The sequence below is a fragment of the Lacticaseibacillus huelsenbergensis genome (assembly GCF_029726355.1).
GTDB classification, from domain to species: Bacteria; Bacillota; Bacilli; order Lactobacillales; family Lactobacillaceae; genus Lacticaseibacillus; species Lacticaseibacillus casei.
On record NZ_CP120687.1, the window covers coordinates 1,962,243 to 1,985,466 of the forward strand.

The window sequence follows — 23,224 nt, forward strand, 5'->3', positions numbered from 1 at the left end:
AAATTTCAATCACTTTTTAAACAACGCTTGGTGACAAAACCCTGATACGACGATTAACGGGCAGGATTATTGCGAACCCCATTGGCTTCCGTGAAATCGATAAAGCCCATGTTCGTATCAATATCGCCGCCATCACCGCTTAAAATTAACGTATTAAGTGTCTTATTGAAGTGGACATTCATATTTGCATTTAAATCTTCTTGTGAGTAACCCTTGATCAGAATCGGCCCGAGGTTGCTATCAATTTTCGTATCATAGTCGGTTGCCGGATCACTGGCTTTGACAACATTCAGTGAAAACTGCACCTGCATATGAATCATAGCGTGCTGTGAATAAGGGCCAACGCCGTCTTCAAAGGTCAAAAGCAGTTTCTTGTCCGGATCCAAATGAGGCTTGATCTTGTCGATGGCACCTTCGTCAAAATGAATTTGCATGCAATCAACTCCCTTCGCCGTAAACATAGGCTGATTAGGAAGCAAAAGCAACTGATTCGACTCGGTGATTGGCTCAACGACGCTGTGGATGTGGTGTTACTTGGGATGATGGGTGAGAAGTTGCCGGTGTTCAGTCACCCGCCTCATAGCATGGAGAATCCTTTGATTATGGACTATATTATTTCGATGAAAGCGATTAATATATTTATATAAGAAATGAGGTAATTCAAAATGACAGATACAGTAGCAGCACCAAAGTTAACGAACAATGATTTGGGCAATGTGATGTTTGACCGCCATTCAGCCCGGAAGTTTGATCCCAACGTCAAAATCAGCCGGGATGAATTGCAGGAAATGATCAAGGAGGCAACCACCGCACCCTCGGCATGCAATCTACAGTCATGGCATTTTGTCATCATCGATACACCGGAAGCAAAAGAAAAGTTGAAGAAAGCGGCCATGAAGTTCAACTATCCGCAAATCGATACGAGTTCTGCGATTATTTTCATTGCAGGGGACACGCAGTCGCATGAAGTTTATCGCGATGTCTGGACCAAGGTTTATAAGGCTGGCAAGATCAGCAAAGAGAAACTTGACCAGATTTTCAATACATTCTTACCGCTTTATGAGCATGCTTCACCGGAGTTCCTGACCCTAGACGCAACCATTGATGGCGCGATGGTCGGCATGCAACTGCTTTTGCTGGCGCGCGCTCACGGGTATGATGCCAATCCTTGGTCTGGTTATGACTTTAAAACAATTATTCCGACGTTGGGACTGGATCCAAAACGGTTTGTGCCAGTTATGGCGATTGCAATCGGGAAAGCAGCGGAAAAACCGCTGAAAACCGACCGTTACGATGTCAATCAGTTAATTGACTACTTGGCATAAGTCGTTAACAAACCATACGATCCGATCTCAAGGGAAAAGAGGAAACAAACAATGATCGATGCAGTTAAAACTGATCCTTTCGGTGAAGTAAACGCGATTGACGTGTTGGATCTGGCAAGCCTGGAAGGCCGCGCAGAGAAGGTGCTCGGTCGTGGCGAATTTGGCTACATTAGTGAAGGCTCCGATGATGGCTATACAATGCGCCGGAACACCACCGCGTTTCAAGATGTGGAGATGCTCCCGCGTGTCTTACAAGGCGTTGAAAAACCAGATCAGTCAACAACCTTCCTGGGCGCTAAGCTGGCTTCGCCGTTACTGACGGCACCCATTGCCGGAAACACGCTGGCCCATTCGAGTGGTGAACTGGGTTTGGCAAAAGGTGCAAAAGAAGCTGGTATTATGATGTCGCAAAGTACTTTTGCTTCCAAGCCCATTGCCGAAACCGCTGCAGTCAGTGATGGTGCGCCTTATATGTTTCAGTTGTATATGCCCAAAGACTGGTCATATTGCGAATATTTGCTCGATGAGGCCAAAAATGCCGGTGCATTAGCGATTATTTTGACAGCGGATTCAACACTGGGCGGCTATCGCGAAAAAGATGTCATGAATCATTATCATCTGAAAGGCCGTCTAGCTAATCTAGAAGGCTATAATAGCGGTCAAACCGGTGTCGGTGCCGGTGGGCTGTTCAAAGAATCCATGCAAAAACTAGATTTGGCACTTATCGACAAACTTGCCAGTTACTCAGGCTTACCCATTATTATCAAAGGCATTCAGCATCCTGATGACGCAGTTGCAGCCATAAATGCAGGCGCAGCAGGAATTTATGTTTCCAATCATGGTGGCCGCCAACTAGATGGTGCCCCTGGAGCGATTGAACAGTTGCCAGCCATTGCAGCTGCGGTCGATCATCGAGTACCGATTATCTTTGATGGCGGCGTGCAGCGTGGAACGCACGTGCTCAAAGCCCTGGCACTTGGCGCAGATCTTGTCGGCGTTGGCCGGCCATTTAGTTATGGCTTGGCGCTTGGCGGCTGGCAAGGCGTCAAAGCAGTCGCCGATCATCTAAAAATGGAAATTAATATTGCCATGCAGCTAACCGGATGCCAAACGATTGAAGACGTCAAACGGATGAAACTTAAGACGCGGTTTGCTTAATTGATTAGGGTGGGCCCCTTACGATTAGGCCTCAGCAAGCACGTTTAGATGAACATGCGTTACCATTTTTTGAGAGCCCGCACCCATCGCAAATTTCACACCATGTAAAAAGCGCCACACACGAAAGACATAACTTTCATGTGTGGCGCTTTTTCTGGATCTTAACGGACTTGAACCGTCGACCTCCTGCATGCCATGCAGGCGCTCTCCCAGCTGAGCTAAAGACCCGCTAATTAAGTAGCTTCAAAGCTAATGGATCCAAACGGACTTGAACCGTCGACCTCCTACATGCGAAGCAGGCGCTCTCCCAACTGAGCTATGGACCCAAAACACAAAGACAATTGTACTGAACTTCTGCGGTTGTGTAAAGAGGATTGTCCTTGATACATGACAGAGGATTGCCAGCCTTGCTATAAACGGCGAATTTTACAAGGATTCATCTCGACGAGCGATTAGTGAAATGATGATATTTTGGCAAGCCCCGCCGATGATGAAGATGACCCAAGAATAGGTCCATGTGTGAAAAAGAAAAGAAACTAAGAAGTAGGTCACTAGGATAAGGGGCCAATAAATCTGACGGAAAAGCGCGATGTCTTGGCTAGTGCGTTGATTGTGGTGGTGCTGTGACGTGTGGAAGTTGTCGCGATGGCTATGATGAAGGCGTGGCTCAGGATCCGGCACAGCTGTCGCGTCAGTATAGCGCTTTATTTGCGAATAATTGATGGCGACATACACAATTAAGTAGGTTCCTAGTCCAGCAATGATGAGGAACAAGGCACCACCGGCATCGTCGCTGATAAAATGCGATAAGTAAGTGGACAGAATCGGTGGGATCAACGCGACAATACAAATCATAATGCCCACGATTAAACCCGCAGAAAATTGCCGCTGATACGTATCGGTTGTTTCTTGGGCAAATCTTTTGGCGCTTTCAGACAAGGGCCGGCCATTGAGCCGCTTCTTTTGGAGGCTAAACATGGTGCCGGCCCAAATGAAGAGACCCACTGCGATAGCATCAAGCAAAAACATACCGATGATGCCGAAGACCTCAAGCGAGGAATCCGTTGTATAGGCGGGCAAGGCGACGCTGATACAACAAAGTAAAACACCGAAGGCAATTTGCGTTGCAAACCGGTCGGCAATGTGCCAAAAATGACTGAGCTCCGTTTCAGAAACTGCATTATCAGGTTCCGCAGTTGCGTCGGTGTTTGCTTGGTCAGCCTGAGGAGCTAGTCCTAGATCTTCCCGTAATTCATCAACGGAGCCAAAAGCACGAATGACGGCACCGATTGCAGTTTCTTCGCTTTTACCCTCGCGCAACAAATCGCGATAATAATCGCGCATATTGGCAAGCATGTCGGCTTTGGCCTGGCGCGTTTTCGGGTTATCCGGAAAAGAAGCAAATAGACTGTCTAAATAAGCTGTAATTGTATCCATGGGCGATCCTCCAAGGTTCAATTTTGACAAGCAGTTAGTTCAAAAATAAATCGACCACATGCTTAACCTGATGCCATTCTTCGGCCTTCATAGCAAGAAAAGCGCGGCCGCTGGGAGTGATGCGATAATAAGTGCGGGGTTTACCGTTCGTAACATCACCCGGATAAGCTTCAATATAGCCGTTTTTGCTCAAGCGAGTAAAGGCGGCGTAAAGCGTGGTTTCACGAATCATATACTGGTCATGGGTGCGCTCGCGGATTTCTTTGCCAATTTTGTAGCCATAAGAATCACCTTGTTGCAAAATGGCAAGGACGAGTGCGTCGTTGTAACCACGCATGGCATCACTACTGATCACGGCGCTCCTCCTTTTGCGAGTTTTATACTGGTGTGCGCGAGAATACAGATGAGACTCATCTTGATTTTGCTGGCTGATTACTTCATCTGTTGGAGTAATATTAACATGATGTAACCATTAGGTAAAGCAAAAAAACACCTTCCTATCAAGAAGGTGTCGTCAGATTTACTTGATTAGTGAACAAAAACCGTGACAAAGGTGATTAAACCAAACAGGATCCCGGGTACATTGGCGATGATGATCGGCCAGTCTTTGGCAGGTTTCATCCAGCCATAACCGGTCCACAAGGTGGCATTGATCATGGCCACCAGTGGCTGAATCGGATTCACCGGAGTTCCAGAAAAGTTAGCCATGATTTCCGGAATGTAGGAAACATACATTAAAATACAGGTAAAAGTTGCCAGCCTGCTAAGGAGATTCAGTCGCTTTGCTTTAACGGGGTCAATACCACTGTGATATTTTCCATTGTCAGCTTGCATCAAAAATGCCTCCTTTTGGAATAAAATAACCGTAACACGATCGAACGTGAAAACCAAGGAAGACATTAACGTGTGATAGAATCAAATAGGCGGCCTGACTTAGGTTGGCAGCTTTAGATTTTTTCTGAAAATGAACGAAATGAGGGAACATCATGGCAGAACAAGAAGCAGATACGGTCACACGCGTGCAAAAACAAGAAGGCGCCGATGCCATCATGGATAAAGGATTTGTGACCGAACGGGATATTCCCGAAATGATGGCGGCGTCTTGGAGTGAAAAGCTATTGGCGGCGATTAATGACGAATTGCGGTTGCGTACTGTTAGCAATCGCGCTGTGTTGCAGCGATTCCATTACTATATGGGCGATGGCTCCATTATTTACGATCCGGGGCAACTTAACTCGGAGGGTGCGAAGATTGCGTTGCAACATGCACTGGGGTTCCGGAAGTAGTGGCTTTTTTCTAACATTTTGAAACTAGCTTTAGTCGCTGAAGGTTCCAGTTAAGACGACCTTACCGACCATATGACCTTCTTCGACGAGCTTTGTGGCGGCCTTCAAGTTGGCAACATTAATGCCGGTAAATTCTTTGGTCACTGAAGCTTTGATCTGGCCGTCTTGATACAACGTTAAGAGCTTGCTGAGGATCGCACCTTGTGTGGCAACACGGTAGTCGAAGTCGGTTTTGGCAAACATGTACTCATAGTCAAAACTGGCCGCTTTGTCTTTGACAACGGCCAGATCAAGACCGCTTTGGGGACCGACAATGCAGCCGATGTGGCCAAAAGCGCGAATTAACTGGCTGGCGGTGGCCAGATACGGTTCCGGATGATAAAGCAAAGCAACGCCGTCAACGGTTTGAACGCCAGCCTGGTGAACCTGACTCACAAGATCTTTATGATAATCAAGTGGCGTTGCAACGCCGTGGGCCCGCAACCAGTCATGATTTTTAGGACTGCTGGTTGCCAAAACATTTAACCCGCTCCATTGCGCCAGTTGACTCAGCATCGAACCGACGCCACCGGCACCGTTAATGGTCAACAAATGCTGGCCTTTGTTGGCATTATATTCCGGGATGAAGCCCATTTTTTCAAAAAGCAGTTCCCACGCGGTCAAACCGACAAGCGGCAGTGCTGCGAGATCAGCGGTGGGTGCTTGTTTCGGCGCTAATGCGATCAGATCGGCGTCCACTGCCTGAAATTGTTGATCACTGCCGGGCTTGCGGGTAGTTCCGGCATAGATGACGCGATCGCCAACGTGGAAGGCAGTGACGGCAGAGCCAATTTGGGTAATGGTGCCGACTGCATCATACCCAAGAATCTGTGGCGTTTCTTGTCGTGGTGCGGTTTGGCGGCGTTTGGTGTCAACCGGATTAACCGAGACCCCAGCCACTTGTACAATGACTTCATTGGGTTCCGGTGTTGGTACTGGTAGCGTGAAGCTTTGAAAGCTATTGGGTTCAGTAATGGGTAGGCCTTCAGTGAAGCCGATGGCAATATTTTTTGGCATCTGAATCGTCCTTTCGTTTGATCGGTTATCTGTTGCTATTGTAACCTTTTTATTAAGAGAGTTGGAAATGCAGTGGTTATTTGGTAAAATGTGCAGGATATTGTAGAAAACGCGTTCGCAGTCGCAGAAATCTGCGTGTAAGGACCTCAAACCTAAATGGCCACAGCCCAGCCATTTAGGCTTGAGGCCACTTACACTCCGATTTCTAAACGCTCCTGCTCACGCTCTTATGAAAAAGCACGTTCAATGACGAAGGAGGCAGCTCGTGAAAAAATTGAGTACAAAGCGTGAATTGATCGGCCTGATCGTTGTTTTGGTTTTGGCAGCGGCAGGCTTTGCATTCTTCGCGTGGTATACGATGCGGCCGGATGATGTCATTGGTACCATTGCAACGATTAGTTTCGGCATTGTTTTGGCTGCCTTGATTGGTATTGCGTTATTTTTGGATGCGGCGGCGACAACTCGGTGGCGCCGATTCTGGGTAGATCTTTTGTTTGCGGCGCTGATGTTGGCGCTCATCGACTACTTCTTCCTCGATACGACAACGCCGTGGCAGATGCTGATCGCCGGTGCCGGATTGGCATTAGCACTGGTTGCACTGCTGGCCATTAGAAAATTAGATGAATAAACGGGCTTTGTCCCGGCTGATCAATGATAAAAACGCCTCGGAAAATTTTCCGAAGCGTTTTTTAAGTGCCAACCATGTTGAGGCTGTGACTAGTTCATCCGCTGCACAGTAACCGGGACTGTTTTAGGAAGTACTTTTGTCAATTCAGTCATCAGGTTCTGAAGACTTGCCTGAAACGTTAGCCGGACCATGCGGCGCTTACTAAGGGCGAAAACCGCAACGACCCATTCCTGGCCATTAGGCAGACTGACAGGTGTCAACGTGATACTGGACATGTTGGTGTAGGGAATAACCCGGGCCAGCAACCCATTTGCAATGAGTCGCGTTGGGGCCAAACCACCTGTGCCCGCCATAATGGACAACACCAGGAAGATTGAAATAAACACAATATACGGCATGTTGTTGACGCGGGTTGTCATGAACCAAAAGCCAAGCAACACCGCCCAAACGAGTTGCGAAACCGCATAACGTGAAGCAAAATTGATTTTATGTTGCCAATACAGATAATAACCGGCGAGTGCAATCAAGACGACATCAAGGCCGATTAGTAAAACATCAAAACTATTCATGAGGGACTCCTTTTTGATCGACATCATCAGTGGGACTGTCAGTTTCGTACAAACCGGAAACCTGCTGGTACCAACTGAAGAATCGGGTCACGACAATTTTCAAAACGGCAAAACCTGGTATGCCAAGGATGACACCGACTAAACCGAAGAGATTGCCGGCCGTGAGCAAGACCACCACGATGGTAATGGGATGCAGCTCGAGCTTGCTGCCCATTACCAGTGGCGAAATAAGTTGCGTTTCAATTAGCCATTCAATGAAGAAAACGACAATGACCGCGAGAATCATTTTTGGCGACGTCAACGCGCCCATGATAAGTGGCGGGATCATTGCCAGTGCCGAACCAAAGTAAGGAATTAGGTTCAATGGGCACGCCAGCAAGCCGAAAATCAAGCCATAACGCAGGCCAATCACCGAATAACCGATCATGAACATAATGGCCACGCACAGCGCAACCGTGATTTGGCCCTGAACATATGAACCGACTTTTTCGTTCATCTCGTGCAGCATTTGTTTGACGGACCCACGTAACTTGGTGGGGATAATGTGCAGCACCATCGGCGTGAACTTGTCGCCGTCTTTAAGCATGAAGAAGAGGATGATCGGGGCTGTCGAAATCGTGATAACAACATTGCCGACAATGCCAATCAGATTTTGCAGCTGCGAAATGGTACCGGTGACGAAAGCGCCTTGCTTGCCGGTGAAGAATGTTTGGACTTCGCTGGCAATGTTGTTCAGGTCATGTTGCGATAAAACATTTTGCTTATCATTCAAGTCATCCAGCCATTTACCGATTTCCGTAAAAATTTGCGGTGCCGAATCGACAATGCTGGTAATCTGGTTACTTACCGCCGGAATGAAGCGCAATAGCCCCCAGACGAGAAGACCGATCAAAACGACGAATAGTAACGCGATCGCCCAGCCGCGATGCAGCCCGGCTTTTTCAAGGCGATTAATGATCGGTACCGTCAAATAGAAGAGAATACCGGCAAAAATAAACGGCGGTGCGATGATACCGAGAAAATCAACCACAGGCTGGAATACCCAAGCAATTTTGGTGAAAACAAAAATAACCAGTAGGGCCAAAAGCAGGTCAATTAAGAAGACCATGAACTTGTTGTTGATGAAGCGGCGGTAGAACCATGAGTCGGTACGTTTCACAGGCGATCCTCCTCTAAGGACGTTAAAGGTTATGACTCGATTTAATCAGCGATGTCATTGGTAACCTTTACAAAAGACGACAAGTCGAGCACGAGATCTGTGGTGAACCAAGAAAAACTTCGACGTACAGTTGTCGTTTTTTACAAGTCAGCTGAGTGCACGTGAGTCATTTTTTCGAAGTTTCTACCCGCCAGACGTCGGATGCTTCTGTATAACAATGATACTAGACTAGCCATGATTTTTCGAGGCTCGGGTTAACTAAAATGGTCAGAAGAAGGTATCGACGCCGTTACAATAAATTTACAAAAACACCGATTTGCCGTTACAAATATTAAAAATGCCTAAATAAGGGCATCAAATGTAAATTTTACATATACAAAAGCTTTACAAATCAAAAAAATCAGGTATGATAAAGTCACAACCAAAACGGTGAGTCAATGTCGGTTTTACCGATACGGAGAGGAGTGACCCCATATGAATTTACTTCGCGGGGCTAAATGGACATTAATAACTCTGACCCTGGTCGCAACATTGCTGTTATTTAGCAACTATGCGACGGCCGGCATCTTGTTGATGGCTCTGGATATTTTCCTAAGCTTCTTCTATGCAGTCATCAAGAGCAGATGTGATCGGCGTCAGATGCATAAGATGCCATTATTGCATAACTAATTTGATGAAATGATCCGCAGCCGTGATGACTGCGGATTTTTTCGTGTAACGACGGCGAAAATGATTGCAAACGTTCGTTCGGTTTGGTATGCTGAGTGTAACAAATGAGAACGGAGCGGTGAGCGGATGCCAACACAAGCGAGTCAAAAACGTTGGAAACAGATTTTACAAACCATCTATGACGCGATCGAGGATCATGGGTATCCACCCACAGTTCGCGAGATCGGCAAGTCAGTTGGCCTTAGTTCGTCCAGCACTGTTGCAGCATACTTAGAGAAGTTGCTAGCCGCTGGATTGATTGCAAAAGACCCATCCAAACCGCGCACGATTGAAGTGACTGCAGCAGGACGTGATTATATCGGCGTTCAGGCAGAGGGCATTCCGATTGTCGGGACTGTTGCGGCCGGGGTGCCGATTACTGCTATCGAGAATATCGATGACTATTTCCCGGTGCCGGATGACCTACCATACTCGGCCGATGAGCTGTTTATGCTTCGGGTTCAAGGCAGTTCCATGATCAAGATCGGGATTCTTGATGGCGATCAGATTATTGTCAAGAAGCAAAACGACGCCGAAAATGGGCAGATTGTCGTGGCAATGACTGAAGAAGACGAAGCCACCGTCAAGCGCTTTTACAAAGAAAAGAACGGTATTCGCCTTCATCCGGAAAATGATGATATGGAAGACATGTTTTTTCCGGATGTGACGATTCTCGGCATTGTTGTGAGTTTGTATCGTCCTGCGCTTGTATAAGTGCTACTAATAAAGCCAGCTAAAAAAGCATTTGCCGCACACATTCAATTGAGTGTGCGTGGCAAATGCTTTTTTGTTGAGGTGACAGTTTCTACCATCAAGGACGGTTAAGCTGATCAAGATCGTCTTTTGGTACCTTTTTGTAAAATGGGCCATCCGGAAGCTGTTTCAGTAATCCCTTTTTAGTAAGTTGGAATTGAACCGTGTTGCTGGCGGCCTGTGGTTGGGCTTTGCCGGTGAAGGTGAAGATTCGCCCTTTTAAAGTCAGTTGGGCCGCAAAAATACCCTGATCCGTACTTTCAAAATCGCCGTCTTGGTTCGACAGCGTTTCGAGGTAATAGCCACTGGTTGACGACAACACGCGAATCGCTTTCTTTTGATCATCCTGTTGGACAAATGCGTGACCGACCAAGGTGGACAAGGTTGCTTTAGGCACGGCCTTTTTTGCCTTTTTCCGGGATTTTACCGGCTTTGATGCCTGTTCACTGGTGGCTGATCGAGTTGATGATGATTTGGCAGTCGGCGTGCCTTGAGAACAACCACTGAGGATAAGTAATAACATGAGCCAAACTAATTTTTTCAATGGCGGTCTCCTAGTGAATGAATTGAATGCAGGTCATGACGATGGGGATGACGATCATGGAGAGAAGTGTGGTTTCCGTGACCATGATCGCAGCATAGTCAGCGTCGGCGTCATAAAGTTTGGCAACCACCGGCGCATTGGTCATGACCGGCATGCAGGATTGCAGAATGAAGATTTGTTTCATTAGCGTCGGAACCGGGGCAAAGGCGACCAGTGCTGTCATCAACAGTGGGGCGAAAAGAAAGCGGCCGCTGAAGATACCGAGTGCTTCCTTGCTGAGGCGCAGTTGGCTCCACCCGGCTTCGTGTAAGGCAATGCCGATAAAGAACATGGAGCCCGGAACCGTCAAATCGCCGATATAAGTCAGATCGGACATCAAAAAAGTCGGCAACTTGATATTCAGTAAAACCAACACAATTCCCAACATGAACCCCAGTAAAGGCGGGGAGAAAACCTTCCCCAAAGCCTTTTTAAGATTAAAGCGGGCTGGTTTGGGGCCGTCGCCTTGAATAAGGTAGACTCCGATGGTCCAAAAAATTGTCGTGTTGGCCATGTAATAGACCAAGACATAAGGCAAACTGCGAGGACCGAATAAGGCCAGGTTAACCGGCAGGCCGATAAAGACCGTGTTGGAGTTGAAAAACATGGACTTAAATGTGCCTTTTCGCGACTTTGGAACTTTTAACAGGTAACACACCAAAAAGGACAACGCGAAAAGCATCATCATGGACAAGACCGGAAACAACAAGTTTGGGAGTAACCGCAGCAGCATGCCGGCCGTGAACTTCGATGCGATGGTCACGATCATATAAGCAGGCAAGGCAACTTGGGTGACAACTTTGGCAATGACTTTACTCGAATGGTTATTAAACCAGCCGCGAGCGGTCAGAAAATAGCCGAGAATGATCAAAATGAGAATTTCCAAAACCCCAAAGACGCTTGAGATAAATGCGGTCAAATATCAACACTTCCTTATAAATTATTTTGGCCGCCGTAACGTAAAAGTTTGACCAAGTTCGGCATAAGTAGGACCGGCGAGGCGAGCTACCGGTGCTAAAGCGGCAGGATTAATGTGTAAGCTTGGCAAATCGAGCACCGTATCGGCAAAGTGGAACTGCCGAACTTCCAGAATAAAGAGATCGGTGATGATCACCCCGGCACGATCACGAATCGGTACATATTGGTAAAGTTGCGTTTCAAAGCGAATACGCGCGGATTGCAGCCCGGGTACCTGAATCTCGGTACTGGCCACTAACGGCAGATCAATTAAGTTCAATTCACTTTGATCAGGGGTTAATCGGGCAGCGGTTTGATTCATCGCTTTGGTGAGATCAACGCTGACCATGTGGACGACCGCTTCATGGCGAGCCAAAAGATTCACCGCCGTGTCTTTTCGTTGCCCGCCATCACGCAAAATGGACACGGATAACAATGGTAACTGATTGGAGATGCCGGTTGTAAATGAAAATGGCGCCAGGTTGATGATGCCGGCCGTGCTCTGCGTCGTGATCCACGCGATGGGGCGGGGAATGATGCTGCCAGACAGCAGTTTGTATTGCTCGCGAGGTGATAGCTTATTGGCAGATAAGTTGATCATAATAGCCTCCGGTGGCTGTTGAATAAGAATCATGAAAATGCTGGGGGACCTAAAAGACACGCCATGACTGCAAGTTTAGCGCAGGCGCGGGGTGGCGTCAAAAGGGGTGTGCCTTGCCTCGTTAAATGACCATGAGTTGTTGACGAAAAAAAGCAGTGCTAGAGATGATGGTGATCTCAAACACTGCTTAAATTGATCGTCTGAAACAAATTGTAATTCTGTTAGTGATTGCTATTGGCGGAAGGAGTGCTAGACGGTGGCGTAGAAGAAGGCGTTTGGCTGTTGTCTGGCACATTGTTCTGGGTTGACTGGCCATTACCACCACCGTTGTTGGTTGATGTACCAGTGCTTCCGTTCGAATGATTGCCTGCAGTACCACCAGCTTGTCCGGTATTATTGCTTTGGCTGTGTTCACTTTCCACACTTGGCGCAGCAGAAGGCGTTGGCGCCACCGAAACCTGCGAAGAAGTAGGCTCGCTGCTATATTGCGATTCTTCACTATATGAATAGTTACTCGTCGCTGAGCTTGACTCAGAACTTGAAGCGGTCTGTTTCGTCTTGAAATCATCAAGGCTGAGAAGCTTTTTCTTTGAGCGTTGCAACGGCAGGCTGGTTGTTAGGTAACGATAATTGTGCGGTGTTTTGCCCTTTAAAGTAATCGTGTTATTGAGTTCTTTCTTTAAGGCCGTGGTGTAATCATGAACAGTGCCAGTTGCCCCTTCTGAGGCATATTCAACCGTTGTTGTCGGCTGATTGTGCTTGTAAGTTTTCGCGCTGGCATACGTATAAACATTGGCGTGCTCCGAGCTGAGCGTTAACTTGCCTTTTTTCTGTTTGACATCGCCAGTATCGTTAATAATTTGCGGTTGGCTTCCCGCGTCAAGAATGATTAAGCGCGTATAGGTTTTGGATGACGTTAACTTCACATAAACCGTCAGATCGTGGTGGTCGCCGTTGGTGTCGGTGACGTCCCCGGAAGCGGTGTAAGTGCCGCTTTTAAATGAACTGGTGACCGTTGATGAAATGGAAATGCTGGTGGCGGAAGACGAAGCTGTTGGTCCTTGTACCTTGGCGCCGCGCAACACCAGCCAAACGAAAACGCCAATGAAAATAACGACCGCACCAATGCCGGTTAATGTGAGGTAAAGCCTCCTTCGATTCTTTCGAATACGTTCACGTCGCATGATTGCCTCCTGAAATATGGTGAAAGCTTTTCCCCAATATTAGGGTAAGCGGGTTTGAAACACAAGCATAACCAAAAAGGCTGCCGGCAAACACTTGCCTGACGCCATTTTGGTTGTTTGAAACGAGACTGCTAGTTACTCGGCATCACGCGCCACTTAGACAATCCCTTAGTATCATTGTTACCTAACGATATCCCCGTTGGCCAGTATTAAGGTTTCAATCGGGACATCAAACGGTTCGATTGGCCAATCAGGTTGGGGAAAAGCCATGACTGGCGGAACCAGTGTCAAAGTGTGGCCGGAATATTCGGCTAAAAAGCGATCATAGTAGCCGCCGCCAAAACCGATACGATATCTGTCTGCCAATGAGAATCCGATTCCGGGCACAATTAAAAGATCCGGCGCCGGTTCAACCAAGTCGGCTTGGTAAGCAGGCTCAGGAATACCAAAGGCACTGGTTACGAGTTGTTCACGACCGGGATCAGGTAAAAAGACCATTTGGCGTTTAGGCATCACCCGCGGCAAAAAAACGGCTTTATCAGCAGCATGTGCCGCAGCAATAATCGGCGCTGTGGCGACTTCAAAAGGGCCACTGACTGTGATGCCGATGCTTTTGGCTTGTTGCCAAACGGTTGTCTTGATTAAAGTCGCCATTAGTGTTTCGCTAGCTGCCTGAGTTTCATCGGCAGCTTCCTGAAGGCGTTTAAGCTGGCGGGTGCGGAATTCGGCTTTTGTGGCCATGGGAACCTCACTTATCTTTAAGAAATTCGCTTAAAACAACGGCTTGGTTATGGGTCTCGTCTTTGGCACCATATAACATGATAATCGGATCCTTTTCGTGTGCTTTCAATGTCTTGATGAAATCCGGCAAATCAGGATTAGCAGCGAGTTCCGCTAAGTAACGCTTTTTGAATTCAGGGTATTTTTCCGGATCGTGGCCAAACCACTTTCGCAGTTCTGCTGTCGGTGCAATGGTTTTGGCCCACAAATCTAAGGCAGCATTGACTTTACTGATGCCCCGCGGCCAAACTCGATCAACGAGGACGCGGAAGCCACTTGCTTGCGGTTTTTGATAGATGCGTTCGAGTGTTACTTTCAAAATCATCACCTCATGATTATCATACCAGTTTTGACAAGTCGTGAATGTTCAAATAGCGATACGGTATACTAGTCAAAAGAGGTGTCAACATGATTACGTGCTATCAAATTCAAAAACAGCGCAATGTGCAGGTGGCGACGGATGATCAGGCTAATTGGATTCGGGTCCAGTCGCCATTGCCACAGGAGTTGCAGACGCTGGCCACCAAGTATGGCCTGCCCAAAACATACGTGGATGCGGCACTTGACAAACATGAAAATGCCCGGGTTGAAGGGCTGGATCCCGCTGATGATGTTCCCGGGTTAATCGTGCTGCGCTACCCGATTGAGATGACTAACGAGATGGGGTTTCGTCAATTTAATACGGTGCCGCTGACCATGATTTTGTTAGCGGATCGGGTTATTACCGTCATGGATCATCCCTTGCAGGCGTTCGATGACTTGGCGGAGCAGAAGCTTTCACCTAAGCCGGAAGAATTTGCGCTAGAAGTGCTGTGGCGGGTTTTACACCAATTTGTCCTCGACATGGACAAGTTGAATGACGAAACGAAACAGATTGAAGGCAGTTTAGGCAAGGCCGCCAAAAATACGCAGCTGTATCAGCTCATGGCGATGCAGAAAAGTCTGGTGTTCTTTGATGCGGCACTTGATCATTCCGGGAACTTGTTGAAAACCTTACGGGCAGGCGAACGCTTTTTCAATACCAATGGCTATCTTCGTCGGCTGCATGATGTCGAAGTCGAGGTCGTTGAGGCGCAAACGATGGTCCGGATTACCAATAAGTTGTTGGATCAGTATTCCACCACAGTTAGTGCCATCGTTTCTAATAATTTAAACCTGATCATGAAGGTGCTGACCAGTCTGACCATTATTTTAACGATTCCCACAATTGTTGGCGGCATTTACGGCATGAATGTTCGGCTGCCATTTGCCAATGCCTACTGGGCGTTCTGGTGGTTGATCGGCGGTACAGCGGTCTTGTGCGGAATCGCTGCTTGGTGGTTGTGGCGGAAGGATTACTTTTAATTGAGCGAAGACTTTTCGGTAAGCAAAAACGGTCGAAGGAAGGCAACTTTCTTTTCGGCCGTTTTTGCTTGGCTGATGACTAAACCACTTTTGGTGCGCTCAAAATCTGAGCAAAGCGATTCATGGTGGGCGTCAAGACGCGATCTTGGCGATAGACAAACGAGATGGTGAAGGCCGGTTGTTTGGGGTCGTCGATTTTGAGCGATGCGAGATGATCGTCAGCCTGAATGGCGACTTTGGTTAAAAAGCCGATGCCTACGTTCTGGGTGACTAAGCGTTTTAGCAGCAGAACGTCACCGGTGCGATAAACCACTTTCGGCGTGAAGGTTTGTTGCTGTTGAAACCAGGAAAATGCCCGGGTATGAACGAACCCTTCACTCAAGGTGATGAACTGGCGATCAGCAAGTGTTGCGAAGGAGACATGCGATTGTTGCGCCAACGGATCATTTTCGGCGGTAATGATGACAAACGGCGCCGTATCGATTTGGATGACGCGCAACTCTGGATCGACTAACGGACCGCTAGCACCCAGTAAGGCAAAGTCGAGATTGCCGTCCTTGATTTGATCAAGAAGTGCGGCCGATCCCGCTTCAAATGTTTCCAGTTGCGGCATCAGCCCGGCAGCAATCAAGTCGACCGCAATTTTTGGAAACAGATAACTGCCAATAATCGGTGGCAGACCAAAGCGAATCTTACTCTTCTGATCCCAAGCAATGTCCTGCTTGGCCAAATCCAACTGATGCAGAATAATCGCGGCGTGACTGGCAAGCTGCTCACCAGCCGGCGTCACACTGATTTCATGATGCCGGCGATCGCGAATAATCAGCTGTGCCTGAAAATGATCCTCCAGCCGCTTGATTGCCGCAGTAATAGTCGGTTGACTAACCGCAAATTTCTCGGCGGTTTGCGAAAAATTCCGGGTATCGGTAAGTTCGAGAAAATATTCAAAGTCTCTGGTGTTCACATGTAAACCTCCTGTGAGCGTGAGCCGGCGCGATTAGAAGCCGGAGTGTAAGTGGCCTCGGCCGTGATGGCTCGGGCCTGGCCATTGCGGCCGAGGTCCTTACACATAGGCTTCTGCGCCGGCGAACGCGTTAATGTGAGCGTGAGCCTACGCGCGTTAACGTAAAGAAAATAATAATCATGAAAGCATATAAAAAGATTTTATCACTCCTGCCAAGTTTGACTATAAGATTGGACGCGGCGTAATGTCTGGACTTGTATTTAAAAGTTGTGTTTGCTTCACGGCATATTAGCGCGCGCCGACCAAAAAGAGTTGGCCCATGTTTAACACAAAAGAGGAGTGTGGCATTTTGAAATATACACCAGAACAAATTTTAAATAATCCCTTTTTAAATAAAGGGACAGCCTTTACCCAAGAAGAGCGGGATCAATACGGGTTAAACGGCTTGTTACCACCAGCTGTCCAGACATTGGATCAACAAGTCAAGCAGGCGTATGCTCAATTGCAGACAAAGCCGACCGATTTAGCCAAGCGGCAGTTTTTGATGACGTTGTTCAATGAAAATCATGTGCTGTTCTATAAGCTTTTTTCGGAACACATTAACGAATTCATGCCGATCGTGTATGATCCGACGATTGCTGATACGATTGAAAATTACAGTGCGCTGTTTGTGAATCCCCAAAACGCCACTTATCTTTCGATCGATGATCCGGATCACATCGAAAGTGCGTTGAAGCACAGTGCTGATGGCCGCGATATTCGCCTGTTGGTGGTGAGTGATGCTGAAGGTATTCTCGGCATTGGTGACTGGGGTACCCAAGGTGTTGACATTTCTGTGGGTAAGCTGATGGTTTATACCGCTGCAGCCGGCATCGATCCGAGTCAGGTCCTGCCCGTTGTCTTGGACGTGGGTACCAATAATGAAGCGCTACTGAATGACGAGCTTTATCTGGGTAATCGTCATAAGCGCGTTTATGGCCAGAAATATCATCAGTTTGTGGATAAGTTTGTAGCAACTGCCGAGAAGTTATTCCCGAATTTGTATCTGCACTTCGAAGACTTCGGTCGCAGCAATGCCGCTGATATTTTGAATCAATATAAAGATAAAATCACGACCTTCAATGACGATATTCAGGGCACGGGCATCATTGTGTTAGCCGGACTTTTGGGTGCCATGAATATTTCCAAGCAAAAATTAACCGATCAAATTTATTTAAGCTTTGGGGCCGGAACAGCAGGCGCTGGCATTACGGCACGCGTGTATGAAGCGTTTATTGAAGAAGGATTGAGTCCTGAAGAGGCTAAGAAGCATTTTTACCTGGTCGACAAGCAGGGTTTATTGTTTGACGACATGACCGATTTAACGCCGGAACAAAAGCCGTTTGCCCGCTCGCGCAGTGAATTTGCCAATGCGGATGAGCTCACGACGCTTGAGGCAGTTGTCAAAGCCGTGCATCCAACAGTGATGGTCGGCACTTCGACGGTTCCCGGTACCTTCACCGAAAGTATTGTGAAGGAAATGGCTGCGCACACCGAGCGACCGATTATTTTCCCATTATCAAACCCAACCAAGCTGGCTGAAGCCAAGGCGGAAGATTTGATTAAGTGGACCGATGGACGGGGCTTGATTGCCACTGGCGTTCCAGCTGCCAATGTTTCGTATAAGGGTGTTAGCTATGCGATCGGCCAAGCTAATAACGCGTTGGTTTATCCGGGATTAGGCTTAGGTACGATTGCGTCCACGGCCAAGCTGCTCACCGATTCAATGATTTCTGCTGCAGCGCACAGCTTAGGCGGCATTGTGGATCCTGATCAGCCAGGCGCAGCGGTTTTGCCGCCGGTGTCGAAACTGGATCAATTTAGTCAGACGGTCGCGATTGCGGTTGCGGAAGACGCCATTAAAAATGGACTGAATCAAGAACCGATCAGCGATGCCAAACAGGCCGTTGCTGACATGACTTGGAAACCGGAATATCGGCCACTGCCGAATTCACTCGAACTAGACTTGGAGGAATAAAACTGTGACTGCATTAAGTACATCGATTCAAAGTGTGCTGACCATTGTTTTACTGATTGCCGTGGGTTATGTTTTACGGCGGCAAGGTCGGTTTGATGATCAGTTTGGGAAAACTATTTCTGATTTGTTGATGAAAATTGCCCTGCCGGCGTCAATCTTTATCTCTGTCTTGCAACGATTGACCCTCGATAAACTGGTAAGCCTGTCATCAGGGTTGGTTTACGGCTTTGGCGCTGTCATTCTAGGCTATCTGATCGCCTTTTTACTGGTCTGGTTGCTTAAAGTTCGCCCGGGGCGTCGTGGAACGTTCATCAACATGTTTGTGAATGCCAATACCATTTTCATCGGGTTACCGCTGAACCTTGCCTTGTTCGGTGATAAAGCGGTACCGTACTTCCTGATGTATTACGTGGTGAACACGGTCTCAACCTGGACAGTCGGCGCCTTTATCATGGCATGGGATGACCCGACGCAGGAGAAAGCAGAAAAAAGCGGTGCAGGCTTTAACTGGAAGAAATTGTTGCCAGCGCCACTGGTTGGTTTCTTGGTAGCCTTGGTCTTTCTTTTGCTGAAAATTCCGTTCATTCACGTTGGGTGGCTAGGATTTGCGGTTAACACATTAAATTACGTTGGTAGTCTGGTGACACCGCTATCGCTGATTTATATCGGGATTATTTTGGCTGATGCCGGCTTGAAAGCGATTCGGTTTGACCGCGATACCATCGTGGCTTTGATTGGCCGGTTCGTCATCGCCCCGGCATTGATCACCGGGTTGATTCTGTTGGGCATGAAGGCAGGCTTCAATGTGCCAAGTCTCGAAGCACAAACCCTGATCATTCAGGCGGCCGCACCTGGTCTTGCCGTACTGCCGATTTTGGCAACGGAAGCCCATGCCGACGTGAAGTACGCCACCAACGTTGTGACGACTTCGACAGTCCTGTTTGTGATTGTCGTGCCGATTTTGATGATGCTGGTTCAAGGATTGGCATAATATTTTTTGAGCGTGAGCCGGTTTTTGCGCCGACGAACGTGTTGTGGCAGCAAGAAAAAAAGAGCCCGAAACGGCTCTTTTTTTTTGCCCAAAATTAAGCTTGATGCGCTTCTAAATAAGCTAAGGCGCTGGTGTAATCAGGCTCGTGTGTTTGTTCCGTGATGAGTTCCCGATATTTAACCGTTCCGGTACCGTCAACGATCCAAACACTGCGGGCATCGGTGTGGTTGTCGGCAACGAATAGCCCCATCGCCTTGCCAAAATTAGCATTCTGGTCGGAAAGCAGCTGCATTTTCGTCACATTTTCCGCCGCGCACCAGGATTGTTGTTCTTGCGGGGTGTTGGTTGAAATCGTATAAAAATCAACATCGTCAAATTCATCCATATCCTGGTTAAAATGTTTGGTTGAGATGCTGCAGACCCGTGTGTTGATGTCGGGAACAACACTGATTAATGTCAGGCGGTGACTGAGATCATTAGTCTTAACCGGCTGTCCCTTGGCATCGGTTACCGTAAATGCCGGTAGTTTTTCGCCTAGTGCTGTTGGATTGCCATTGGTCGTGATGACTGTGCCATGTCGGGTTATTTCCATAAAAAAACACTCCTTTACCTGTATACGCGAAACAGGTGAGATTTAAGACAACACAGTCAGTGTATCATGCTTAAGGGATAAGTGACATGGACACAACTTAATTGGCAAAAATTTATCAGCATATACATTGACGCTAATATAAATATTTATGTAAGCTTAAATTAACGGAGATATTTCAACCGTAATAATGCATATTAACGTTCACGCGTTCAAGGAGGGTTGCCAGATGCAGCAAACATTAGTCGTTTACACATCCGAAACCGGTTTTACCCAGCGGTTTGCGTTGAGTATTGCGCAAACCTTACACTGCGAAGTGATTGATGTTCAGTTTTTGACAGCCTCGGACTTAAAAAACCGCACCTTGATTATTTACGGCGGTCACCTTGTGGGAAATAAGGTGCTCGGCTTGAAATCCTTTTTCCGTCAATTCAAGGATATGCTGCCTGATATGGTCATTGTGTTTGGCAGCGGCGTGGTTCGGCGTGACAATGTGAATTGCCAGCAAATTAAGCAATATCAGTTTATGCATGATTGTCCCGTAACCAGTTTTTATTATGTGCAAGGCTATCCCAAGCTCAGCCAAATGAATTTTCTCCGGCGGCTGCGAGCGATCCGAGCGTTAAAGCACTGGGGAAGCGAGTCATATCCTGCCGTTCAAGAGGCGATTCAGCCACTAGTTGCCGATGTGACCAGCTTACTGAACGGTCCGTTTACGCATGGTGTCGTCCAAATTTGATTGGCAAAGTGCGCGAAGACCAATAAGTGCGTTAAAAAACCGCATCTCCGAAAAAAGATGCGGTTTTTGCATAAATCTATGATTAATCCTGACCAATTTCCTTACTCAAAGCCACGACTTCATCCACCGTATCACCTAAGAAACTGATAGCGTGTTTCAGGGCAGCATCCGTGGTGACATCGACGCCGGCAACACGAGCTGCGGCAGCTGGATCGAGTGAATCACCCAGACTCAGATATCGGAGCCAGCGGTCAACAGCAGGCTGACCTTGCTGCTCAATAGCTTGAAAAGCCTGAGTGGCCACGGTCAAACCGGCAGAGTAGGAATATGAGTACAGCCCCATGTAGTAGTGGCTTTGCCGCATCCAAGTTAGCTCGGCACCTTCTTCAAGCTCGACAGCCGGGCCCCAGAAGTCGGTCAACACTTTACGTTTGATCGCATCAAGGCGCGCCGCATCAAAGCTTTCACCATTGTCGATCAGCGTATAAACCTCACGCTGAAAAGCTGCTTCAAGCAAGTGGGTGACAAAGTTGTGGAAATAGGTGTCATTCAACAAGCGTGACAAAGCAAACCGCTTCATCCGCGGGTCTTTGGCAGTTTCTTCCAGATAATGGGTCAATAATAATTCATTAAAAGTCGAAGGACTCTCAACTAGGTAATCATTGAAGTCCGCATCAAGAACATTGTGCGCTTGCTGCGAGCGGACCATCTGCGCTGTGTGCCCCAGCTCGTGAATCAGCGTGTACACCGCGGGCAGTGTGTTGCTCCAAGTCATTTCGACATACGGATGGACACCATAAGGCCCGGCCGTGTAAGCGCCTGAGTCTTTACCCTGATTAGCGGGAAAATCGATCCAGTGATCCGAAAATGCCTGCATCATCTGATCCTGATAATCTTTGCCCATCAACGCCGTCGCGTTTTTGATCATTTCCTGCGCCTGCGCCAAAGTGATGGTCGGTGCATAGCTCGGGTCAATGTCGATTTGTAAGTCGGTATAACCGATGTGATCCAGTCCCCAAAGCGTTTTGACGTGGGTCACATATTTGCGCATGACAGGTGCTAGGTCGTGCATAATCACATCGATTTGGCGGTTAAACATTTCCCGATTGATTTCCTGGTCAGCGAGCAGGTAATCGATGACGGAATCGTAACCGCGCATGGTTGCCGTAATTTTTTCGCGGGTGACTTGTGCTAAGTAGCCGGCAGCCATGGTGTTTTCATAGCGGCGCAACGTCTTGTTGAACTGAGCATAGGCGGCGCGGCGGATTTCGGTGTCGGGATGCTTTTGGTAATTCTCTTCGTACATCACGAATGAAAGCGGGTAGGTTTTACCGTGAGCCGTAAACGTGCCGAAGTCCATGTCGCCGAAGATCGTTTGGTCGCGAATGTTGCTGGGTGCCTGAAAGACCGGGGACAATTCCGCTAACACCTTTTCGGCAGCAGGTGGCAAGGCGCCTTTCTTGGCTACTTTGATTTGGCGAATGAAGCCGGCGTAGTCAGGCGCCTTGTCGACCACGGCATCAAGCACGGTTTCGGACAACTGGGTGAGTTCGGCTTGGAAGAAACTCAATTGACCGCCGATTTCGCCGCCCAGTGCGGTGACCTGTGCCTGGCGTTCCCGCAATTTAGGGTCGGTGGTATCGGTTGAATACGGCATAAATCCCCAGTGGGCAATTTTGCTATCAAGGGCTACAATCGTGCCGTAGTCGGCCAACGCATCGACAATCACGGCCGGTTCCGTCAATTTTCCCTGATACATGCGGACAAAATCCTTGGTTAAGGCGCGGACCTGTTTGACCGCTTCACCGTAAGCAAAGTCGTCATGAAAAATCGGGGTTAGATCCCAAGTCAGCTTCGGATCAACCGCCTGGCGTTTAGGTAACTCAGTTTCGCTCATATAAAAAGCCTCCTTCACATGGTGGCTAAAGTATAGCATTGATCGCGCTTAAGGTGCGTGTCGGCCTCCTGTTGAACCGATTATTTCTTTCGGCTAACTGCTCATGGTAGAATTATATAAAAAGGATGTGTTATGAATGGGTATCGACAACAATCAGCTAGTGGCGCGCTACTTTGATCGAAAAGCCGACCATGCGGATTTTTTCAAAGCTTTAGAGACCTATCTTGACGATAAACTGGGACAATTATACGCGACTTTGGAAACGACCTTTGCCGACACAGTGGTATTGTCCGTTGACGACGCTATTGCCCAAGCGCATCAGGCCGGGGCAACGATTGATGATCCTGCTGCTGAAGAAATTGCTGCCGCGAATTACTTGTTTAAGGAATTGGCTTCGCGCGGCCTGTGGATCCAGTCACCGGATCAGACGGAGCCGAATACGATTATTGCCAAGCTGAATTTTGGTAATCGGCGTACGTATTATTAAATTTGCTTGCCG

The 23,224-nt window shown here is 47.9% G+C and carries 27 protein-coding genes and 2 tRNA genes; 11 read left to right on the top strand and 18 right to left on the bottom strand.

What is annotated here, in order from left to right; translation table 11 throughout:
- Positions 1–53: 53 nt before the first annotated feature.
- On the bottom strand, positions 54–434 hold the full coding sequence (locus LHUE1_RS08915; RefSeq protein WP_025012277.1) for an iron-sulfur cluster biosynthesis family protein: 381 nt from the start codon (positions 432–434) through the stop codon (positions 54–56).
- 231 nt (positions 435–665) lie between these two features.
- On the opposite strand from LHUE1_RS08915, the gene LHUE1_RS08920 reads away from it, so the two are divergent.
- Both LHUE1_RS08920 and LHUE1_RS08925 read left to right on the top strand, forming a co-directional pair.
- On the top strand, positions 666–1,325 hold the full coding sequence (locus LHUE1_RS08920) for a nitroreductase family protein (RefSeq protein WP_049172457.1): 660 nt from the start codon (positions 666–668) through the stop codon (positions 1,323–1,325).
- 51 nt (positions 1,326–1,376) lie between these two features.
- A complete protein-coding gene (locus LHUE1_RS08925) occupies positions 1,377–2,483 on the top strand; it encodes an alpha-hydroxy-acid oxidizing protein (RefSeq protein ID WP_049172458.1) in 1,107 nt (368 codons plus the stop codon).
- A 155-nt stretch (positions 2,484–2,638) separates the two neighbouring features.
- Here the strand turns inward: LHUE1_RS08925 and LHUE1_RS08930 are convergent.
- The 5 genes from LHUE1_RS08930 to LHUE1_RS08950 form a co-directional block, all read right to left on the bottom strand.
- A tRNA-Ala gene (locus LHUE1_RS08930) sits at positions 2,639–2,711 on the bottom strand.
- Between the two features lie 25 nt (positions 2,712–2,736).
- Positions 2,737–2,809: transfer RNA gene (locus LHUE1_RS08935), tRNA-Ala, on the bottom strand.
- A gap of 100 nt (positions 2,810–2,909) precedes the next feature.
- Complete coding sequence (locus tag LHUE1_RS08940; protein ID WP_217774588.1) at positions 2,910–3,920, bottom strand: permease prefix domain 1-containing protein; 1,011 nt, start codon at positions 3,918–3,920, stop codon at positions 2,910–2,912.
- Between the two features lie 34 nt (positions 3,921–3,954).
- Complete coding sequence (locus LHUE1_RS08945; protein WP_049172463.1) at positions 3,955–4,275, bottom strand: PadR family transcriptional regulator; 321 nt, start codon at positions 4,273–4,275, stop codon at positions 3,955–3,957.
- A gap of 173 nt (positions 4,276–4,448) precedes the next feature.
- Complete coding sequence (locus tag LHUE1_RS08950) at positions 4,449–4,754, bottom strand: SemiSWEET family transporter (protein ID WP_010493599.1); 306 nt, start codon at positions 4,752–4,754, stop codon at positions 4,449–4,451.
- 152 nt (positions 4,755–4,906) lie between these two features.
- Here LHUE1_RS08950 and LHUE1_RS08955 point away from each other — a divergent pair, with 152 nt between their 5' ends.
- A complete protein-coding gene (locus tag LHUE1_RS08955) occupies positions 4,907–5,206 on the top strand; it encodes a hypothetical protein (protein WP_010493601.1) in 300 nt (99 codons plus the stop codon).
- A gap of 30 nt (positions 5,207–5,236) precedes the next feature.
- On the opposite strand, the gene LHUE1_RS08960 is transcribed toward LHUE1_RS08955, so the two are convergent.
- Positions 5,237–6,262: a zinc-binding alcohol dehydrogenase family protein gene (locus LHUE1_RS08960; RefSeq protein WP_049172465.1), complete on the bottom strand. Its 1,026-nt coding sequence runs from the start codon at positions 6,260–6,262 to the stop codon at positions 5,237–5,239.
- A 265-nt stretch (positions 6,263–6,527) separates the two neighbouring features.
- Here LHUE1_RS08960 and LHUE1_RS08965 point away from each other — a divergent pair, with 265 nt between their 5' ends.
- A complete protein-coding gene (locus LHUE1_RS08965) occupies positions 6,528–6,890 on the top strand; it encodes a hypothetical protein (RefSeq protein WP_010493605.1) in 363 nt (120 codons plus the stop codon).
- A gap of 89 nt (positions 6,891–6,979) precedes the next feature.
- Here LHUE1_RS08965 and LHUE1_RS08970 read toward each other — a convergent pair whose 3' ends face one another.
- Positions 6,980–7,459, bottom strand: coding sequence for a hypothetical protein (locus LHUE1_RS08970; protein WP_049172467.1), 480 nt, complete (start codon positions 7,457–7,459; stop codon positions 6,980–6,982).
- Positions 7,452–8,618, bottom strand: coding sequence for an AI-2E family transporter (locus tag LHUE1_RS08975; protein ID WP_049172469.1), 1,167 nt, complete (start codon positions 8,616–8,618; stop codon positions 7,452–7,454). The genes LHUE1_RS08970 and LHUE1_RS08975 overlap by 8 nt, the downstream gene beginning before the upstream one ends.
- A gap of 474 nt (positions 8,619–9,092) precedes the next feature.
- Here LHUE1_RS08975 and LHUE1_RS08980 point away from each other — a divergent pair, with 474 nt between their 5' ends.
- Positions 9,093–9,287, top strand: coding sequence for a hypothetical protein (locus tag LHUE1_RS08980; RefSeq protein WP_010493614.1), 195 nt, complete (start codon positions 9,093–9,095; stop codon positions 9,285–9,287).
- Between the two features lie 126 nt (positions 9,288–9,413).
- Positions 9,414–10,040, top strand: a complete 627-nt coding sequence (gene lexA / locus LHUE1_RS08985; RefSeq protein WP_049172471.1) for a transcriptional repressor LexA — start codon at positions 9,414–9,416, stop codon at positions 10,038–10,040.
- A 97-nt stretch (positions 10,041–10,137) separates the two neighbouring features.
- Here lexA and LHUE1_RS08990 read toward each other — a convergent pair whose 3' ends face one another.
- The 6 genes from LHUE1_RS08990 to LHUE1_RS09015 all read right to left on the bottom strand — a co-directional run bounded on the left by LHUE1_RS08990 (position 10,138) and on the right by LHUE1_RS09015 (position 14,509).
- Complete coding sequence (locus LHUE1_RS08990; RefSeq protein ID WP_191978420.1) at positions 10,138–10,602, bottom strand: hypothetical protein; 465 nt, start codon at positions 10,600–10,602, stop codon at positions 10,138–10,140.
- Between the two features lie 31 nt (positions 10,603–10,633).
- On the bottom strand, positions 10,634–11,581 hold the full coding sequence (locus LHUE1_RS08995) for an AEC family transporter (protein ID WP_049172475.1): 948 nt from the start codon (positions 11,579–11,581) through the stop codon (positions 10,634–10,636).
- A gap of 21 nt (positions 11,582–11,602) precedes the next feature.
- Positions 11,603–12,220, bottom strand: coding sequence for a flavin reductase family protein (locus tag LHUE1_RS09000; protein WP_049172476.1), 618 nt, complete (start codon positions 12,218–12,220; stop codon positions 11,603–11,605).
- Positions 12,221–12,441: 221 nt separating this feature from the next.
- Positions 12,442–13,404: a hypothetical protein gene (locus tag LHUE1_RS09005; RefSeq protein WP_049172478.1), complete on the bottom strand. Its 963-nt coding sequence runs from the start codon at positions 13,402–13,404 to the stop codon at positions 12,442–12,444.
- A 180-nt stretch (positions 13,405–13,584) separates the two neighbouring features.
- Entirely contained in the window at positions 13,585–14,145 is a 561-nt protein-coding gene (locus tag LHUE1_RS09010) for a 5-formyltetrahydrofolate cyclo-ligase (protein WP_049172481.1), read from the bottom strand.
- Positions 14,146–14,152: 7 nt separating this feature from the next.
- On the bottom strand, positions 14,153–14,509 hold the full coding sequence (locus LHUE1_RS09015) for a DUF488 domain-containing protein (RefSeq protein ID WP_191978419.1): 357 nt from the start codon (positions 14,507–14,509) through the stop codon (positions 14,153–14,155).
- A gap of 83 nt (positions 14,510–14,592) precedes the next feature.
- On the opposite strand from LHUE1_RS09015, the gene LHUE1_RS09020 reads away from it, so the two are divergent.
- Positions 14,593–15,528 (top strand): magnesium transporter CorA family protein, encoded by a 936-nt coding sequence (locus tag LHUE1_RS09020; protein ID WP_213291566.1) that lies wholly within the window; start codon positions 14,593–14,595, stop codon positions 15,526–15,528.
- Positions 15,529–15,607: 79 nt separating this feature from the next.
- On the opposite strand, the gene LHUE1_RS09025 is transcribed toward LHUE1_RS09020, so the two are convergent.
- Positions 15,608–16,492: a LysR family transcriptional regulator gene (locus tag LHUE1_RS09025; RefSeq protein ID WP_049172486.1), complete on the bottom strand. Its 885-nt coding sequence runs from the start codon at positions 16,490–16,492 to the stop codon at positions 15,608–15,610.
- 349 nt (positions 16,493–16,841) lie between these two features.
- On the opposite strand from LHUE1_RS09025, the gene LHUE1_RS09030 reads away from it, so the two are divergent.
- The gene (locus tag LHUE1_RS09030; protein WP_049172488.1) at positions 16,842–18,509 is read left to right on the top strand and encodes a malolactic enzyme; all 1,668 of its coding nucleotides are present in this window, start codon (positions 16,842–16,844) and stop codon (positions 18,507–18,509) included.
- 4 nt (positions 18,510–18,513) lie between these two features.
- Positions 18,514–19,500 (top strand): AEC family transporter, encoded by a 987-nt coding sequence (locus LHUE1_RS09035; RefSeq protein WP_049172489.1) that lies wholly within the window; start codon positions 18,514–18,516, stop codon positions 19,498–19,500.
- Between the two features lie 94 nt (positions 19,501–19,594).
- Here LHUE1_RS09035 and LHUE1_RS09040 read toward each other — a convergent pair whose 3' ends face one another.
- Positions 19,595–20,092 carry a thiol peroxidase gene (locus LHUE1_RS09040; protein WP_049172491.1) on the bottom strand — a complete coding sequence of 166 codons (498 nt, stop codon included), beginning with the start codon at positions 20,090–20,092 and terminating at the stop codon, positions 19,595–19,597.
- A gap of 226 nt (positions 20,093–20,318) precedes the next feature.
- On the opposite strand from LHUE1_RS09040, the gene LHUE1_RS09045 reads away from it, so the two are divergent.
- A complete protein-coding gene (locus LHUE1_RS09045; RefSeq protein ID WP_049172493.1) occupies positions 20,319–20,828 on the top strand; it encodes a flavodoxin domain-containing protein in 510 nt (169 codons plus the stop codon).
- Between the two features lie 82 nt (positions 20,829–20,910).
- Here the strand turns inward: LHUE1_RS09045 and pepF are convergent, their stop codons facing one another.
- On the bottom strand, positions 20,911–22,725 hold the full coding sequence (pepF, locus tag LHUE1_RS09050) for an oligoendopeptidase F (RefSeq protein ID WP_049172495.1): 1,815 nt from the start codon (positions 22,723–22,725) through the stop codon (positions 20,911–20,913).
- A 136-nt stretch (positions 22,726–22,861) separates the two neighbouring features.
- Here pepF and LHUE1_RS09055 point away from each other — a divergent pair, with 136 nt between their 5' ends.
- Positions 22,862–23,212 carry a hypothetical protein gene (locus tag LHUE1_RS09055; RefSeq protein ID WP_010493644.1) on the top strand — a complete coding sequence of 117 codons (351 nt, stop codon included), beginning with the start codon at positions 22,862–22,864 and terminating at the stop codon, positions 23,210–23,212.
- The last annotated feature ends 12 nt before the right edge of the window (positions 23,213–23,224 follow it).

Excerpts from the sequence above, each read along its gene's own strand:
- LHUE1_RS08915 (WP_025012277.1), bottom strand. The coding sequence starts at position 434 with ATGCAAATTCATTTTGACGAAGGTGCCATCGACAAGATCAAGCCTCAT.
- LHUE1_RS08920 (WP_049172457.1), top strand. The coding sequence starts at position 666 with ATGACAGATACAGTAGCAGCACCAAAGTTAACGAACAATGATTTGGGC.
- LHUE1_RS08925 (WP_049172458.1), top strand. The coding sequence starts at position 1,377 with ATGATCGATGCAGTTAAAACTGATCCTTTCGGTGAAGTAAACGCGATT.
- LHUE1_RS08940 (WP_217774588.1), bottom strand. The coding sequence starts at position 3,920 with ATGGATACAATTACAGCTTATTTAGACAGTCTATTTGCTTCTTTTCCG.
- LHUE1_RS08950 (WP_010493599.1), bottom strand. The coding sequence starts at position 4,754 with ATGCAAGCTGACAATGGAAAATATCACAGTGGTATTGACCCCGTTAAA.
- LHUE1_RS08955 (WP_010493601.1), top strand. The coding sequence starts at position 4,907 with ATGGCAGAACAAGAAGCAGATACGGTCACACGCGTGCAAAAACAAGAA.
- LHUE1_RS08960 (WP_049172465.1), bottom strand. The coding sequence starts at position 6,262 with ATGCCAAAAAATATTGCCATCGGCTTCACTGAAGGCCTACCCATTACT.
- LHUE1_RS08970 (WP_049172467.1), bottom strand. The coding sequence starts at position 7,459 with ATGAATAGTTTTGATGTTTTACTAATCGGCCTTGATGTCGTCTTGATT.
- LHUE1_RS08980 (WP_010493614.1), top strand. The coding sequence starts at position 9,093 with ATGAATTTACTTCGCGGGGCTAAATGGACATTAATAACTCTGACCCTG.
- lexA (WP_049172471.1), top strand. The coding sequence starts at position 9,414 with ATGCCAACACAAGCGAGTCAAAAACGTTGGAAACAGATTTTACAAACC.
- LHUE1_RS08990 (WP_191978420.1), bottom strand. The coding sequence starts at position 10,602 with ATGTTATTACTTATCCTCAGTGGTTGTTCTCAAGGCACGCCGACTGCC.
- LHUE1_RS09000 (WP_049172476.1), bottom strand. The coding sequence starts at position 12,220 with ATGATCAACTTATCTGCCAATAAGCTATCACCTCGCGAGCAATACAAA.
- LHUE1_RS09005 (WP_049172478.1), bottom strand. The coding sequence starts at position 13,404 with ATGCGACGTGAACGTATTCGAAAGAATCGAAGGAGGCTTTACCTCACA.
- LHUE1_RS09010 (WP_049172481.1), bottom strand. The coding sequence starts at position 14,145 with ATGGCCACAAAAGCCGAATTCCGCACCCGCCAGCTTAAACGCCTTCAG.
- LHUE1_RS09015 (WP_191978419.1), bottom strand. The coding sequence starts at position 14,509 with ATGATTTTGAAAGTAACACTCGAACGCATCTATCAAAAACCGCAAGCA.
- LHUE1_RS09020 (WP_213291566.1), top strand. The coding sequence starts at position 14,593 with ATGATTACGTGCTATCAAATTCAAAAACAGCGCAATGTGCAGGTGGCG.
- LHUE1_RS09040 (WP_049172491.1), bottom strand. The coding sequence starts at position 20,092 with ATGGAAATAACCCGACATGGCACAGTCATCACGACCAATGGCAATCCA.
- LHUE1_RS09045 (WP_049172493.1), top strand. The coding sequence starts at position 20,319 with ATGCAGCAAACATTAGTCGTTTACACATCCGAAACCGGTTTTACCCAG.
- pepF (WP_049172495.1), bottom strand. The coding sequence starts at position 22,725 with ATGAGCGAAACTGAGTTACCTAAACGCCAGGCGGTTGATCCGAAGCTG.
- LHUE1_RS09055 (WP_010493644.1), top strand. The coding sequence starts at position 22,862 with ATGGGTATCGACAACAATCAGCTAGTGGCGCGCTACTTTGATCGAAAA.